15 protein-coding genes are annotated in these 14,530 nt (G+C 63.3%); 6 read left to right on the forward strand and 9 right to left on the reverse strand.

Going from position 1 to position 14,530, the window contains the following annotated elements:
* From QYH69_RS16685 to QYH69_RS16700, 4 genes are all read right to left on the reverse strand, one after another.
* Positions 1-858: a TPM domain-containing protein gene (locus QYH69_RS16685; RefSeq protein WP_308832958.1), complete on the reverse strand. Its 858-nt coding sequence runs from the start codon at positions 856-858 to the stop codon at positions 1-3.
* Positions 855-1,475 carry a LemA family protein gene (locus QYH69_RS16690; RefSeq protein WP_308833039.1) on the reverse strand — a complete coding sequence of 207 codons (621 nt, stop codon included), beginning with the start codon at positions 1,473-1,475 and terminating at the stop codon, positions 855-857. The genes QYH69_RS16685 and QYH69_RS16690 overlap by 4 nt, the downstream gene beginning before the upstream one ends.
* A gap of 186 nt (positions 1,476-1,661) precedes the next feature.
* Complete coding sequence (locus QYH69_RS16695) at positions 1,662-2,459, reverse strand: alpha/beta hydrolase (protein WP_308832959.1); 798 nt, start codon at positions 2,457-2,459, stop codon at positions 1,662-1,664.
* A 132-nt stretch (positions 2,460-2,591) separates the two neighbouring features.
* Complete coding sequence (locus QYH69_RS16700; RefSeq protein ID WP_308832960.1) at positions 2,592-2,921, reverse strand: hypothetical protein; 330 nt, start codon at positions 2,919-2,921, stop codon at positions 2,592-2,594.
* A gap of 213 nt (positions 2,922-3,134) precedes the next feature.
* Between QYH69_RS16700 and QYH69_RS16705 the strand changes: the two genes are divergently transcribed.
* Positions 3,135-3,686 (forward strand): TIGR00645 family protein, encoded by a 552-nt coding sequence (locus QYH69_RS16705; RefSeq protein WP_308832961.1) that lies wholly within the window; start codon positions 3,135-3,137, stop codon positions 3,684-3,686.
* A 144-nt stretch (positions 3,687-3,830) separates the two neighbouring features.
* On the opposite strand, the gene QYH69_RS16710 is transcribed toward QYH69_RS16705, so the two are convergent.
* Positions 3,831-4,340 (reverse strand): DUF1697 domain-containing protein, encoded by a 510-nt coding sequence (locus tag QYH69_RS16710; RefSeq protein WP_308833040.1) that lies wholly within the window; start codon positions 4,338-4,340, stop codon positions 3,831-3,833.
* A 109-nt stretch (positions 4,341-4,449) separates the two neighbouring features.
* Positions 4,450-6,843: a DNA polymerase II gene (locus QYH69_RS16715; protein WP_308832962.1), complete on the reverse strand. Its 2,394-nt coding sequence runs from the start codon at positions 6,841-6,843 to the stop codon at positions 4,450-4,452.
* Positions 6,844-7,220: 377 nt separating this feature from the next.
* On the opposite strand from QYH69_RS16715, the gene QYH69_RS16720 reads away from it, so the two are divergent.
* Genes QYH69_RS16720 through QYH69_RS16735 form a run of 4 tightly spaced genes read left to right on the forward strand, consistent with a single transcriptional unit; the run spans position 7,221 to position 11,921 of the window.
* A complete protein-coding gene (locus QYH69_RS16720; protein ID WP_308832963.1) occupies positions 7,221-8,348 on the forward strand; it encodes a sugar ABC transporter substrate-binding protein in 1,128 nt (375 codons plus the stop codon).
* Positions 8,349-8,386: 38 nt separating this feature from the next.
* Positions 8,387-9,961, forward strand: a complete 1,575-nt coding sequence (locus tag QYH69_RS16725; RefSeq protein ID WP_308832964.1) for a sugar ABC transporter ATP-binding protein — start codon at positions 8,387-8,389, stop codon at positions 9,959-9,961.
* Complete coding sequence (locus QYH69_RS16730; protein ID WP_308832965.1) at positions 9,958-10,938, forward strand: ABC transporter permease; 981 nt, start codon at positions 9,958-9,960, stop codon at positions 10,936-10,938. The genes QYH69_RS16725 and QYH69_RS16730 overlap by 4 nt, the downstream gene beginning before the upstream one ends.
* The gene (locus tag QYH69_RS16735; protein WP_308832966.1) at positions 10,935-11,921 is read left to right on the forward strand and encodes an ABC transporter permease; all 987 of its coding nucleotides are present in this window, start codon (positions 10,935-10,937) and stop codon (positions 11,919-11,921) included. Before QYH69_RS16730 ends, QYH69_RS16735 begins: the two co-directional genes overlap by 4 nt.
* Positions 11,922-12,006: 85 nt before the next feature.
* Here the strand turns inward: QYH69_RS16735 and QYH69_RS16740 are convergent, their stop codons facing one another.
* From QYH69_RS16740 to QYH69_RS16750, 3 genes are read right to left on the reverse strand one after another with little or no spacing between them, the layout of a single operon-like run.
* Entirely contained in the window at positions 12,007-12,495 is a 489-nt protein-coding gene (locus tag QYH69_RS16740; protein WP_308832967.1) for an NUDIX hydrolase, read from the reverse strand.
* Positions 12,496-12,507: 12 nt separating this feature from the next.
* Positions 12,508-12,834 carry an H-NS family nucleoid-associated regulatory protein gene (locus tag QYH69_RS16745; protein WP_308832968.1) on the reverse strand — a complete coding sequence of 109 codons (327 nt, stop codon included), beginning with the start codon at positions 12,832-12,834 and terminating at the stop codon, positions 12,508-12,510.
* A gap of 25 nt (positions 12,835-12,859) precedes the next feature.
* Entirely contained in the window at positions 12,860-13,597 is a 738-nt protein-coding gene (locus tag QYH69_RS16750) for a GntR family transcriptional regulator (protein ID WP_308832969.1), read from the reverse strand.
* Positions 13,598-13,909: 312 nt separating this feature from the next.
* Between QYH69_RS16750 and QYH69_RS16755 the strand changes: the two genes are divergently transcribed.
* Positions 13,910-14,341: a VOC family protein gene (locus QYH69_RS16755; RefSeq protein ID WP_075160613.1), complete on the forward strand. Its 432-nt coding sequence runs from the start codon at positions 13,910-13,912 to the stop codon at positions 14,339-14,341.
* Positions 14,342-14,530: the final 189 nt, after the last annotated feature.

A 14,530-nucleotide genomic window follows, 5' to 3' on the forward strand; every position in this document is an offset into this window, starting at 1 on the left:
TTACCACCTGCCCGACGCGCCGCCGCCGCCGAACCCGCCTCCACCGCCGCGAAAGATATCGCGATTCGAACGGCCGCCGAGGCCCCCTGGACCGCCGCCGAGGTATCGGCCGCCGGCAAACGCGCCGATGCCGCTGCCTGCCAGCGTAAACACCAGCGCTATCGCGCCCGCAATGACGGCGAGGACGAGGGCGCCGGAGAACAGCCATGCGATCGCACCGACCACGCCACCGGTCACCATCGCGCCAGGCAGGCGCCCGAACAGTGCGCGTAGCACCCCGCCCGCAACGATCGCTATCACGAGCAATGCCGGTAGCAGACCCGTAACGCCATCGGTTCCCCCGGGTCGGCGAGACGGCGGCGGCAGCGCTTCGCCGCTTATGACGCTCATCATGCTATCGAGCCCGGCCTTCACGCCGCCATAGAAATCGCCTTGCTTGAACCGGGGCACGATCGTCTCCTCGATGATGCGGTTGCTGGTCGCGTCATTGAGCGCCCCTTCGAGGCCATATCCCACTTCGATTCGAAGGGTACGGTCATTTTTCGCCACGATCAGCATGGCGCCGTCGTCGACTTTCTTACGCCCGAGCTTCCATTGCTCGACCACGCGTATCGAATACTGCTCGATCGTTTCCGGTTGCGTGGTAGGCACGATCAACACCGCGATCTGGGCGCCCTTGCGTGACTCGAAGTCTTTCAGAGTCGCTTCGAGGGACGACCGTTGTTCGGACGAAAGCGTGCCCGTCTCATCGACGACCCGCGCCGTCAGGGGCGGTATCGATGCGTCGGCGTAGGCGTCAATGGCAATAAACGCCAGGACCAGACAAACGAGCGCGAACAGTATGCGGAAAACCTTCAATTATTCCCTCCAACCGAGGAGGCTGGCGTCCCGCCGAAATCGACGCGCGGCGGTCTTGCGATCTCCGTTTCGTTGGCAACCGAAAAATTCGGCTTCTCCGTGTAGCCGAACATCTTTGCGGTCAGGTTATTCGGAAACGACCGCACCGTTGAGTTGTATTGCTGGACGGCCTGGATGTAACGCGTGCGGGCTACCGTAATCCGGTTTTCCGTCCCTTCGAGCTGCGCCTGCAAATCCCTGAAATTCGCATCCGATTTCAGTTGCGGGTAGTTCTCCGACACGATCAGCAGACGGGAAAGAGACGAGGTGAGCTGGCTTTGCGCAGCCTCGAACCGCGAGAATGCCTCGGGATCGGACGGCGTGTCCGGGCTTACGCGAAGCGAGCCCACCTGCGCTCTCGCCTCGGTCACACGTGTCAGGACCTCTTTCTCCTGATTGGCATAACCCTTGACCGTATTCACGAGGTTGGGGACGAGGTCGGCACGGCGCTGATATTGGTTAAGCACTTCAGACCAACTTGCCTTGACCTGTTCGTCCTCGCGCTGGATCGTGTTGTAGCCGCATCCGGCGAGGGCCAGCGCAGCGATCAGCACGATAAACCTTCCCGCTGCTCGCATGGGAGCTTCGACAGCGATGATCGACAAGCCGCGCATCGGTTTGCTCCTTCGCATGGGCTGCATCGAGGCAATGGGCGGTGCAAGTTGCCAGTATGAACGGGACAGCGTCCGGTAATGGCATTGACCAGATAATGTAATCAAGGTTCTACCCAACGCCACCTGGCGGACTCCGGCATGTCCGCGCAATCATCCTGATCGATCCAGCAGGAAGCCGATCACCGCGCGCCACCACGATTCGTCGACGTAGCCGATCCAGTCGTTGTGCCCGGCGTCTTTCACGACAATCAGCCGTTTTGGCCCTGACAGCGAGTTGTGGAGCGCTTCGCCGAAGCGCACAGGGACGATGCTGTCGCGCTGCGCCGCGACGACGACAACGGGACGGTCGAACGAACCGAGTTGCGTCGCACTGTCGTATCGGTCGCGCAGCAGCCACTTCACAGGCAGCCATGGATAGTGATATGCAGCGACGTGCTCGAGGCAATCCCATGGCGTGACGAGAAGCAGACCCGCGATCCTGTCACGCTCGCGGGATGCAACCGAAGCCGCGACGGCGGCCCCGAGCGACTCCCCGACAATCAGCAGTGGCGCGCCGTACAGATCATGCGCAAGCGCGATCGTCTGTTCTGCATCGGTAGCGAGGCGTCGTTCGCCGGGGTCGCCGTCGCGTGGCCCGTAGCCCGGGTATTCGGCAAGAATCACGCGCAGCCCCAGCCGCGTGAGCGCCGCGGCGTACTGCGCACGGTGGCCCGCGTGTCCCGCGTTACCGTGAAAGACGATGGCCGTGCCGCGCGCCGCTCCTCGCGGCTCGGCCACGAGCCCGCGGAAAGCCTCGGGTGTCGGCCACGCCCGAAATTCCTCCGAAACGACATCGGGAACGGCGGCCTTATTCGGAAAGTACAGCAGACGATCCTGCAGCATGGCGCCCCCTGCAAGCGGGGCGACACACGCGACGATAACGAGCAGTATCCACCCGAAGAATTTCATTGCCGCGAGTCCGGGCCATCGAGCCTCTGGCGTGCCCGGCCCGCATACGATCGACGACACGGCGCGTCGCATTCATTGTGTGGGCGAGGCAGGTCTTTTGCGAAGCCGTGGCGCCATTTCAACGGGCTCTTCTCAACGGCGATACCTGTAATGATGCCAGCCACGATAGCCGCCGTAGCCATATCCGTAGCCTTGCCAGTAGGGCCGCCCCCACCAGGGCCGATAGCCGTACGGGTAACCATAGTAATACCCGGGAGCGCGCCAGTAACCGACAGGCGGCGACCGGTACAGAACCGGCGGCGGCCCGTAAATCGCGGGTGGATACGGTCGATAGATAACCGGTGGCGGTCCGACATAAACAGGACCGCCGACGTAAACGCCGACGCTCCCATGCGCGAACGCGGCATCGCATAGACACGCCGGCGCGACTGCCGCAGCCAGCGAAATGAATGCGCGCTTCATGATGCCTTCCGTTGCCGTTGCAATACGGCGCGATATGCCATTTAAAGCATAGGGCTCGGATTCACGGACCGCTAGCATCGCGGCGGTTCGTTCGGGCACATATCGTGTTACTCCCGTTCAAGGCCCGCGTGCGCCTCCCAACCGCACGACCGCGCCCGGGCCGAACGGAGTGTTCCGCTACCAGCCAGGCTGGATTTTCCTGAGGAATTCTGAATGAAGCCGACAGATCAAACCAGCGGGCGTGCCCCCGGCATTGGCGAACGCACGCTGGAACAGGGTATTTTCGCAGGCCGCTGGATTCTCGCGCCGATCTATGCAGGTCTCACGCTCAGTCTGCTGATGCTGCTCGTAAAGTTCGGACAGGAGTTCTGGCATATGGCAACGAGCCTCATTTCAAGCGATTCCGACGATGTGATCCTCGGCGTTCTTTCGCTTATCGATCTATCGCTTATGGCGAATCTGTTGTTGATGATCATCTTCGGCGGTTACCAGAACTTCGTTTCGAAGCTCGAGCTGGACGGGCATAAGGACACGCCCGACTGGATCGGCAATGTCGGATTTAGCGACATCAAGCTGAAACTGATGGCGTCCATCGTGGCGATATCGGCAATCGAGGTGTTGCAGGGATTCCTGACAATCGAACAGGTCGGCACTCGAACTGTCGCGTGGGGAATGGCGGTGCATATCACGTTTGTCGTTTCGGCACTGCTGCTCGCTGCCATGGATTGGCTCATCGCAAAGTCACGTCGAGGCCGGGCGGTGTGAACCGCCCCATGCATCAGGTAATCGCCGCGTGCTGGAGAAAACTGTCGCGCAGCGCGCTTGCCGCTCCAGTGCTCCGTGACGAATATCAGCGGCGAGCGGCATTGTCGAGACACCGCTACATGAGACGGGCGCAGAGCCATCGAGCTAGCTGGTCGCCCACTCCGCGAGTTTTTCCACTGTGTTCATATTGCGGGAGGTCCCCGTGATCGCAGCCGGAATTTTCAATCGCGAGTGCGCCATGCCGCTACCGTAGTGCACGAAAATCTCGCGCAACCCCAGCGCGATCTCTTCGTCCTGCTTGCCCCGCACATCAGACAGCGCGTCCGCGGCCGGCGGCGCGTCGAGAAAGATGGCAACCGTCCGGTTCGACGGAGCAGTTCTAAAGGGATTTGCGGCAAGAACCGCAGCCATTTCCGCGCCCGTTCGGACCACAACGCCGACCGGCTTGCCGGCGTAAATCTCCAGACAATGTTCGAGCCGCGCCTTCACCGCAGTCTCGCCGAGCCTGCTTTCGAACACCACGTTGCCGCTTGCGATATAGGTGCGTACACCGGTAAATCCAAGCGACTCGCACATGGCCCGCAATTCGGACATCGCGAGTTTGCCGGTGCCGCCTACATTCACGGCGCGCAGGAGCGCCACGTATCGGGTCATCAGTCGTCCTGTTGCGGGTTGATCTGCATCGCTTCGTATTATGAAACCGTCCGCGCCGTTTCGCATGAAACGCTACGAGGCGTCTGCGGCAGCCAGCACGATTCCCAAGCTAGAAAAGCGTCTGCTGCCCACTGGTCAGCGTCTCGAAGTCATCGCCCAGCAATGGCAATATTGCGTCCGCCACCGGCTGCAACTGATTGCTCAGATAGTGTCCGTAATCGATCCCCGATCGCCACGTTTCGAGCGGCTCCGGGCCGCTGCCCGTCATCACATAGCTGATCCATCCGCCGCTCTGATATTGCAGCGGCCGTCCTTGCCGCATATTGAACTCGTCCGCCATCCGTGCTGCGCGGACATGCGGCGGCACATTGCGCTCATACGCGGCGAGCGGACGACGCAGCCGCTTGCGGTACACGAGCAGTTCATCGAACTCCCCGCTCAACGTCCGGCGCACGTAATCACGCACATAGTCGCGATATGGCTCCTGCCTGAACACGCGTAAATAAAGCTCCTGCTGGAACCGCTGCGCAAGCGGCGTCCAGTCGGTGCGCACCGTCTCGAGCCCCTTGTAGACCACTTCGTCGCTGCCATCCTCCCGCAGCGTAAGACCCGCATAGCGCTTTTTGCTGCCCTCTTCCGCGCCCCGGATAGTCGGCATGAAAAAGCGCCGGTAGTGGCGCTCGAACTGCAGCTCCAGTGCGCTCTGCAGCCCGAAGCGCTCGCGCAGATCGCGCTGCCACCAGGCGTTGATATGCGTGACGAGCGTGCGCCCAATGTGTGCAGCTTCCTCTTCCGTGCGCGCGTGATTGAGCCAGACGAAGGTCGAATCCGTATCTCCGTAAATCACCTCGTAGCCCTGCTCCTCGATCAGCTCGCGTGTCTTGCGCATGATCTCGTGACCGCGCATCGTGATCGACGACGCAAGCCGCGGATCGAAAAACCGGCACCCGGTCGAACCGAGCACGCCGTAAAACGAATTCATGATGATCTTCAACGCCTGCGATAACGGCTTGTTGTGATCGCGTTTGGCTGCCTCGCGCGCTTCCCAGATCTGCGCGACGACGGACGGCAGCCCATGCCGCGTACGCGAAAAACGCGCGCCCAGAAAACCGGCAACCGAGTCCGCATCGTCGGGATTGCGCATGCCTTCCACGAGCCCGACCGGATCGATCAGGAAACTGCGGATAATCGACGGATACAGGCTTTTGTAGTCGAGCACGAGCACCGAGTCGTACAGACCCGGCCGCGAGTTCATCACAAAGCCGCCCGGGCTCGGCGCACCCGCGACATCGCCGAGATTCGGCGCGACATAGCCGAGCCGGTGCATGAGCGGCATATAGCGATGGGTGAACGCCGCGACCGAGCCTCCGCTGCGGTCCGCCGGCAGGCCCGTCACGGTCGCGCGCTCGAGCAGAAACGCGAGCAGTTCGGTTTTCGCAAAGATGCGCGTCACAAGCTCGCAGTCCTTGAGGTTGTAGCGCGCGAGCGCGGGCTTGTCTTCGTCGAAGCGGCGCTGGATTTCGTCCATGCGCTGGTAGGCGTTGTCGATCGCCTTACCCTCGCCCAGCACCGTCTGCGAAACGGACTCGAGGCTGAACGACGGGAAGCTCCAGGTCGCCGAGCGCAGCGCTTCGATACCGTCGATGATCAGCCGTCCGGCGGCGCCCGCGAAGAAATGGCCTTGTGTCAGCCCGTGTTCCCGCCATTCCATCGCGCTGCCGTCACGGCCCAGACGCAACGGAACGCCGTACTGCTGCGCGTGCTGATGAAGAATGCGCAGATCGAACTGCACCAGATTCCAGCCGATGATCGCATCGGGGTCGTGCCGGGCCATCCATTGGTTCAGCCGTTCGAGCAGCATCGGCCTGCTCTCGCAGTATTCGAGCGCGAAATCGACTGAACTGCCGTCGCCGTTTGCCGGGCCGAGCATATAAACCTGACGCTGCCCGCAGCCTTCGAGTGCGATTGAATAGAGCTCTCCTTTGGCACTGGTCTCGATGTCGAGCGATACCACGCGCAGCCGCGGGCGATAGCCCGGCGCGGGCTTCATGTCGCCGTCCAGCAACGCAGCCGTCGCACCGCTCGCATCCTTGCCGTCTGACCGCCCGCTGAACCAGACGGGCGCCGTGACGAAGCGCTCCATCATGTACCGGTCGGGCGGAAAGACGTCTGCCTCGTAGACGTCGACGCCGCCCTGCTTCAGACGCTTCTCGAGCCGCGTCAGTTGCCGGTACTGCTCGCTGTACAGCCCCAGCACCGGACGATGGTGGAAGTCGCACAGTTCGAGCGGACGCAATTCGATGCCCGCGAATGACGATTCGCGATGCAGGATCGATTCGATGCGCTCGCGCTGCGCGGCGGGAACAAACGCAACGGATTCCTGCGGACGCAGGCGAAGCTGGCGCGGCCCGTCGTCCGTTGCCAGCCAGAACACCACCTCCGTCCCAGCCGGCGAATCTCGCCAGTGGCGGGTCAAAATGAAGCCCTGCTTCAGCTCTGTCAAACATCGACTCCAATGCAACGGTATGTTCCGTGAATTTTACCGTCCGCACCGCGTACGTGGCGCTTGCCGATCGCCACGAACGGCGCGGCTTTGCACCCGATCGGGCCGCGCCCGGGCGCACTGGTAAACCACTATCGCGCGCGCATTGGTATGCCAGTGACAATCCGTTTTGTCAGATCGGCGGTGTTCGCGCATGGGCTCCGTTTCGCTTCGCGGGGCGCCTTTGAAAAGGCCGTTACATCGAGCCGGCGAGGCCGATCCGATTCCGCTGCAACCTGTCCGCAAGATTCCCTGCATTACGCACACCGCGTCGGCTATTCGCGACGAGCCGTGTGCGCCGCCAGTCAGTAAGTTCAATCCAACAAAACGGAGACAACATGCTTTCAGGAATCCAGGTGCTTCGAGCGGCGGCGACCGCGGCATTGGCGCTCGGCGCGAGCGCAGCTTCCGCTCAGGCATCGATCGTTCCGGGCCCGGCCGGCGATCCCGCGTGCATGGTGCCGTGGAAGAGCGACACGAAGTTCGTCAAGTATCCGAAGAAGAATGGACCTTACCGGATCGCGCTCGTCAACGGCTATATCGCGAACACCTGGCGCATCCAGATGATCAAGACGGCGAAGGCCTATACGGCGCAGCCGGCCGTTGCCGCGAAGCTCAAGGAATTCAAGGTCGTCTCGACCGGCGAGGACGTGCCGGCGCAAATCTCGGCCGTCAACAATTTCATCGATGCCGGCTACGACGCGATCATCGTCGACGCGCAGAATCCCTCCTCGTTCGGACCGGCGATCCGTCGCGCGAAGAAAGCCGGCGTCGTGCTGGTCGCGTTCGACAATACGCTCGACAGCGAAGACGCGATCAACGTAGACGTCGACCAGTACGGGCTCGGCGTACTGTGGGCCAAGTGGCTCGCAACACACGTGCCGAACGGCGGCAAGGTGCTCGAGGTTCGCGGGGTGGCCGGCACGTCGGTCGACACCGACCGTCACAACGGCTTCCAGAAAACCCTCGACGAGACCGGCAAGAAGTGGAACATCGTCCAGGTTTACGGCAAGTGGGACGACGGCGTCGCGCAAAAGGCCGCCGCCGACGCGTTTGCGGTGCAGGGCCATTTCGACGGCATCTCGGCGCAAGGCGGCGACACCGGCGTGGTGCGCGCGATGATCGATGCCAAACATCCGTTCGTGCCGTTCGGCGGCGAAACGGAGAACGGCTTTCGCAAGTTCTGCGCACAGTATGGGAGCAAGGGCCTGAAATGCACGTCGGCCGGCAGCGGTCCCGCGCAGGTCGCCGTGGCGATCAAGACGGCGCTCGCCGCGCTCGACGGCCAGACGATTCCCGTGGCCATCAAGCTGCCGCTCGATATCACCGACGATTCGAAGCTGAAAGCGGGCGTCAACTACTTCCCCAACGAATCGGACAACTTCTTCGTCGGCAACTCGTTTCCGACTTGCGGCATCAATTTCTCCGCGCAGGAAATCATGAAGCAGAACCAGGGTAACCAGTAACCGCGCCAGTGGCCCGCGCCGTGACCGGAGACGAAAGCATGCCGCAGGACGTGGAACAGCCGATCTTTCAGATGTCGGGCGTGTCGAAAAGCTACGGCGGCGCAGTGGCGCTCGATCACGCGAACCTCGAGGTGCGCAAGGGGCGCATCCACGCGATCCTCGGCGAAAACGGCGCGGGCAAGTCCACGCTGCTGAAGGTGATGTCGGGCGTCGTGCAGCCGGACGAGGGAACCATGCGCCTCGACGGCCGCCCGGTTTCGTTCGCGTCGCCCGCCGAAGCGAACGCGTCCGGCATCGTCTGCGTCTATCAGGAGCTGTCGCTGATCCCCGACCTCTGCGTGGCCGACAACATCTTCGCCGCGAACCCGCCGCGCCGCTTCGGCATGATCGACCGCCGCGCGCAGCGCCGCCAGGCCGAGGCGGCGCTGGCCCGCGCCGGTGCGGCCGACATCAATCCGCTCGCGAAAGTCCGCGACCTGCCGTTGTCGCGCCAGCAGATGGTCGAACTCGCGAAGGGACTCGCGCACGAGCCGCGCATCCTGATTCTCGACGAGGCGACCTCGGCCCTGACCGCGGCCGACGTGGCGCGCGTCATCGACGTGCTCAAGCGCCTGCGCGATGAAGGCCTCGCGCTGCTGTTCATCTCGCACCGGATGCACGAGGTAAAGGCGCTCGCCGACGAATGCACGGTTTATCGGAACGGTCGACATGTGATGAGCTTCGAAGCAGGCACGCGCACCGACAACGAGGTTGTCGAAATGATGATCGGCCGGAAATACCAGCATGTATTCCCCGATAAACCGGCCCGCCAACCCGCCGGCGAAGCCGGGCAACCGGGCGCCGCCGCGCCGGTTCTCGCGTGCCGCGATCTCGCGTGGGGCGACGCGCTGCAGGGCATCGGCTTTTCGTTGAGGCGCGGCGAAATCCTCGGCCTCGGCGGTCTCGACGGGCAAGGCCAGCGCGAACTCCTGCTCGCGCTGTTCGGCGTGTTGCGCGGTTGCTCCGGCAAGATCGAAATCGACGGCAAGGCCGTGTCGATCTCGAGCCCCGTGGCAGCGCGCGCCAACGGCGTCGGCATGGCGCTGATTCCGGAGGACCGCAAGACCGAAGGCCTGATGCTGCCGATGTCGGTACGCGAAAACCTGTCGTTTGCCGCGTTCGACCGCATGTCCAGCGCGGGCGTGATCGATCGCGACCGCCAGCAGTCGCTGGTCGCCCGGATGATGGAGCTGCTCGCGATCAAGTCGTTCGGCGTCGACGCGGCCGTCGGTTCGCTCTCGGGCGGCAATCAGCAGAAAGTGGTCATCGCGAAGTGGCTGATCCGGCAGCCTCGCATCCTGTTGCTCAGCGACCCGACGCGCGGCATCGACGTCGGCACCAAGCAGGAGCTTTACCAGCTGCTCAGGCGTCTCGCCGACGAAGGCGCCGCGATCCTTTTCTACTCGACCGACTACGACGAGCTGATCGGCTGCTGCGACCGCGTGCTCGTGCTGTACGAAGGCAGGATCAAAAAGGAACTGGTCGGGCCGGAGATCACCGAGCAGAACCTGATCGCCAGCGCACTGGACCTGCCCGTCGGGCAGGTTTCGCCTTCCACGGGAGTCGCGCGATGAGCGGGCTGCGTTACTGGTATGCGGAAAATCGCGGGACGATGTTCGCGTTTGCCCTGTTCGCGCTGATGTTCGCGATTTATCTGTTCAACTATCCGTCGACGTTGTCGGCAAACGTGTTTCAGACGGCCGCGAACAAGGCGGTGCTGCTCGCGCTCGTGTCGATGGGCCAGGCGCTCGTCGTGCTGACCTCCGGCATCGACCTGTCGATCGGCATGATGCTCGTGCTGACGAATTGCATCGGATCGTGGATCGTCACGGGCGATGCGCTGCACAGCGCGCTCGGCATCGTCGGCGTGCTTGCAGCCGGTGCGCTATGCGGCGCGCTCAACGGCGTCATCATCATCTACGGCCGCCTGCAGCCCATCGTAACGACGATCGCGACCGGCGCCGTCTATTACGGGCTCGCGCTGCTGCTGCGTCCGGTGCCCGGCGGGTCGATCAACGAAGACCTTGCCGACGCGCTGACCGGCAAGGTCGCCGGCCTCGTGCCCGCGAGTCTGCTGATTCTGCTCGCGGCGGTCGTGTTCGTCTGGGTGCCGTTTAAAAGTTCGACGGTCGGGCGCGCGGCGTACGCGACCGGCTCGTCCGAGTCCGCGGCCTTTCTATCGGGCATGCCGATCCGGCGCGCGAAGTTCGCGAGCTATACGTTAGCCGGCCTGCTCGCGGCGATCGGCGGCCTCTTTCTGACGTTTTTCACCGACACCGGAGAAGCAAGCCTCGGCAGCGCCAACTCCTATACGCTGTTTTCGATCGCCGCCGTGGTGATCGGCGGCGTCTCGCTGCTCGGCGGCCGGGGCAGTGCGATCGGGGCGATCTTCGGCGCCTTCGCGTTCCGCTCGATCGGCGACCTGCTGTTCGTGTTCAATGTCGACGCGCTATGGCAGCCGCTGTTCCAGGGCGTGATTCTCCTGCTCGCTGTCGCGATCGGCGCATGCGGGCTGTTCAGGGTGCGCAACCGGCTGGAGTGGTTCCAATGAGCGGCGTTTCCGCGGGCAGGCCCGACACGTTCGTATCCCGGCTCTCGCGCAGGATCGACCGGCCGATCGTCATCTCGTTCGCGTGCATCGTCGCGCTGCTGCTCGTCGGCGGCATGTTCTCGCGAAACTTCACGTCGCCCGAATACATCCTGCTGCAGCTGAAGGTCGGCGCGTTCCTCGGCATTATCGCGACCGGCCTCATGATGGTGATTCTGCTCGGCCATATCGACCTGTCGCTGCCATGGACGATCACGGTCGGCGCGATGATGGCGTGCGCCGTCGCAGGGCACGGCGAAACCGGGCGCATTCTCGCGATCCCGGCCGGCATCGCTTGCGGCATGCTGATCGGCATCGTCAACGGCGTGCTCGTCGCGCTGCTGCGCATTCCGTCGATGATCGCGACGCTCGCGACCAATGCGGTCGCGCAGGGCATCATGATCGTCTACACGGGCGGGTCGTCGCCGCAGGATTCCGCGCCGCACGTGATGCGATGGCTCGCGGCCGGCTGGCTCGTGCCCGGCGTGCCGAATGCGGTCGCGCTGTGGGTGTTGATCGGCGCGGCCACGATGTTCCTGCTGTCGCGCACGACCTTCGGCCGCACGCTGTACGCGATCGGTAACACCGAGCGCGCGGCTTATCTTTCCGGCATCAATACGCGGCTCGTCACCGTGGCCGCGTTTGCCGTGTGCAGCGCCTTCGCGGCGTTCGGCGGCGTGCTGCTCGCCGGTTATGCCTCGAAGGCCGCCCAGTCGATGGGCGATGCTTACCTGTTGCCGGCGATCGCGGCGGTCGTGCTCGGCGGAACGTCGATTCTCGGCGGCCGCGGTTCGTACCTCGGCACCGTGGCCGGCGCGATCCTCATCACGCTGCTGCAATCGATTTTATCGGTGGCCCAGATGCCGGAAGCGGGACGCCAGATCATCTACGGCGTCGTGATCGCGGCGATGCTGCTGCTGTACGGCCGCAGCAAACGGGAAGCGTAGCGTCCGCAGTCGACGCGGGCATCGACGCAGAAGAGTCAGCCTGGAAGTTAGCCCGGAAGAGTTAGCCTGGAAGTCAGCCGGGGAGTCAGCGCGGCAGTCCGCCGAGATAAGCCGCCACCGCCTCGGTCAACGCCATACCGGGCAACTCGTCCGGCGGCACGAGACGCGCGCCGACAATCTCGCGATTATCGAGCCGCAGTTCGGGCATGCGCTCGAGGTGCAGTTCGAAGAAATGCACCCGGTCCCTGCGTCCGTCCCACACTCCGCTCGCAGTGCCTGCGGGGAGCAGCGCGGTACCCGAAGACAGTCCGATCTCCTCCTCCATTTCGCGCCGCGCCGCCGCCTCGGGCGTCTCCTCGCGGTGCAGACTGCCGCCGGGAAAATTCCACTCGGCCCGATACGAGGACTTCACGAGCAACACGTCGCGCCCGACGTAGATCGCGACCAGCGCGCCTTCATGGCGAGGCCGCCGGATGTGCCACCAGACGCGAGCGCAACGGAATCCGATGCGCAACACGAGGCGCCAGGCCCCGTCGATAAACGTGGACGACGGCACGCGCTCAAGGCTCGGCATGCGTTCTCCGTGTCACGCGAACAGATCGAGCTGGCGCGCATCGTCGGCGCCCGGTTTCGGCTCGGCGCCGACGACCGGTGCCGGCGCGGCCGGCTTCGATTCGATGCGGAAGAACGCCGGATCGACGCCCGCGTTTTGTGCTGCCCGCAACCAGCTCGGCATCTCCCCCTGGCCGTTCCATTCGTTACCGCGTGCATCGCGGTAAAGCGGCGGATAACGGCGATCTTCAGCGATCGAAGCCGCCAGCGCCTCAGTGGTGATGCCGAATTCTTCCATCCGGCGACGCAGCCAGCGGATCAGGCGATCGCGAGCCTCGTCGTCAACAATCCTTGTTTTCATATCTCTCTTGCCTGTATCGATCGCCCTAGTCCTGCAACCCGCGCACATTGCGATACGAAATTTCACTCGAGACAACCCGCACGCGATACTCCACCGGCTTGTCCTTGAACGTAAAGGCGGTACGCTCGATGCGCAGCACCGGTGCCCCCACGTCGATATTCAATACGTCGGCGATTCTCTGGTCGGCGACCGCGCCGCGCAAATCCTCCACGACGCGCACGACCGAGATGCCAAAGTGATCCTGATAGAAGCCATAAATCGACCCGCGCCGTGCCACGAACGTCTGCGCATCGAGATTCGGAAAGACATCGAGCGCAAACCACAAATGATCGAGCATCAGCGGCGTATCGTCGCGCAGCCGCAGATTTTCGACGCTCGCGAGCCGCGAGCCGCGTTCGACCTTCAGCCGCTCCGCAAGTTCGGCGGTCGCGCGCTCCTTGCCGAAGCGCAACAGGCGCGCCGACACCGTGACCGCGTTGCCGTTTTCGTCAACAAAGTTGAAGTAGTGGTCGAACTGATGGTTCTCGCCGAAACGCGCGACGATCGTGCCGCGCCCCGCGCGCCGGATCAATAGCCGCTCCGCGACCAGTTCCTCGACCGCGCGCCGGATCGTGCCGATGCCGACGCCGAAGGACTCGGCCAGTTGCGGCTCGGTCGGAATTTTATCGCCCGCTGCCCATTCGCCCGTGCGCAGCCGTTCGAGAATTCCCGCCCGAACGATTTCATAAAGTGGCTGTTCGCCCGCGTTGCGTATGACTGGCATCGGTTGAAAATGAAAGCGGCTGAAAATGGCTGAATGCGACGTTGGGTTCCAGTTTATCGACGCGCCCGGGGCAAAGGCCGTACGGACTCGTCGGCCGGCGGCTTCGGCGCCTTGCCAGCGAATCGGCGAATCTGCGAAGGATACAGGAACGCGCCCTTTTACCACGCAGCCGGCATCCCGTCCAGGTGTTTTCCCGCAAAAACGCCGTTATCAATCGAATCATTCGAATGATTCGATTGACGTGTCATGACGTGCGTCCTAGACTGCCTCACATCGCGCGCTTCCTGCGCGCCCTTTACGAGGAGCGGACCCATGCCCAACTTCATCAAGCACATTGCTTTCAAGGTCGAGGACGTCGAGAAGGAACGCGCGTTCTATGAGAACGTATTCGGATACCGGCATGTGAATACGGTATTGCGCAAGGGCAAAAACGGCGACCACGTCTCGCACCACCTGACCGACGGTTATATGGACCTGACGCTGATCCATTACGAATCGTCGAATGCCGACGAAGCGGACTTCGCGGGTCCTGCACCGTGCATCCATCACATCGGCATGGAAGTGGAAGATCTCGACGCGTTTATCGAACAGATCAAGGCGAACGGCGGCGAGATCCTCACCGCGCCCGGTCATTTGCCGGTCAAGTTCCGCTCGCCGAATGGCCCGGTGGCCGAAGTCGTGCCGATGAAGCGCTGGGAAAAAGAAACGCTCGCGGCGGGCGTGCACGGCGCCGTGCTCGAATAAGCGAGGCGCGCCGGCCCGCGCATTTACAACGCGCTCACAGCGCACACACAAGATCGATACGACACAGCCGGCGCCCCCCGGCCCGCAAAAAATACGCGGGCACCCAGCGTTGCAGCAACCGATGTCGCGCCGCGGCGCACGCTGCCATGTCAATGGCGCACGCCCGCGAGCGACGGCACAGGCAGTCGC

The organism is Paraburkholderia sp. SARCC-3016, from assembly GCF_031119615.1.
In the GTDB taxonomy this organism is placed as follows: domain Bacteria; phylum Pseudomonadota; class Gammaproteobacteria; order Burkholderiales; family Burkholderiaceae; genus Paraburkholderia.

Bases quoted from the DNA above. Each gene is read 5' to 3' on its own strand.
- QYH69_RS16725 (WP_308832964.1), top strand. From the start codon at position 8,387: ATGCCGCAGGACGTGGAACAGCCGATCTTTCAGATGTCGGGCGTGTCG.
- QYH69_RS16705 (WP_308832961.1), top strand. From the start codon at position 3,135: ATGAAGCCGACAGATCAAACCAGCGGGCGTGCCCCCGGCATTGGCGAA.
- QYH69_RS16690 (WP_308833039.1), bottom strand. From the start codon at position 1,475: ATGCGAGCAGCGGGAAGGTTTATCGTGCTGATCGCTGCGCTGGCCCTC.
- QYH69_RS16700 (WP_308832960.1), bottom strand. From the start codon at position 2,921: ATGAAGCGCGCATTCATTTCGCTGGCTGCGGCAGTCGCGCCGGCGTGT.
- QYH69_RS16735 (WP_308832966.1), top strand. From the start codon at position 10,935: ATGAGCGGCGTTTCCGCGGGCAGGCCCGACACGTTCGTATCCCGGCTC.
- QYH69_RS16695 (WP_308832959.1), bottom strand. From the start codon at position 2,459: ATGAAATTCTTCGGGTGGATACTGCTCGTTATCGTCGCGTGTGTCGCC.
- QYH69_RS16745 (WP_308832968.1), bottom strand. From the start codon at position 12,834: ATGAAAACAAGGATTGTTGACGACGAGGCTCGCGATCGCCTGATCCGC.
- QYH69_RS16755 (WP_075160613.1), top strand. From the start codon at position 13,910: ATGCCCAACTTCATCAAGCACATTGCTTTCAAGGTCGAGGACGTCGAG.
- QYH69_RS16710 (WP_308833040.1), bottom strand. From the start codon at position 4,340: ATGACCCGATACGTGGCGCTCCTGCGCGCCGTGAATGTAGGCGGCACC.
- QYH69_RS16750 (WP_308832969.1), bottom strand. From the start codon at position 13,597: ATGCCAGTCATACGCAACGCGGGCGAACAGCCACTTTATGAAATCGTT.
- QYH69_RS16730 (WP_308832965.1), top strand. From the start codon at position 9,958: ATGAGCGGGCTGCGTTACTGGTATGCGGAAAATCGCGGGACGATGTTC.
- QYH69_RS16740 (WP_308832967.1), bottom strand. From the start codon at position 12,495: ATGCCGAGCCTTGAGCGCGTGCCGTCGTCCACGTTTATCGACGGGGCC.
- QYH69_RS16720 (WP_308832963.1), top strand. From the start codon at position 7,221: ATGCTTTCAGGAATCCAGGTGCTTCGAGCGGCGGCGACCGCGGCATTG.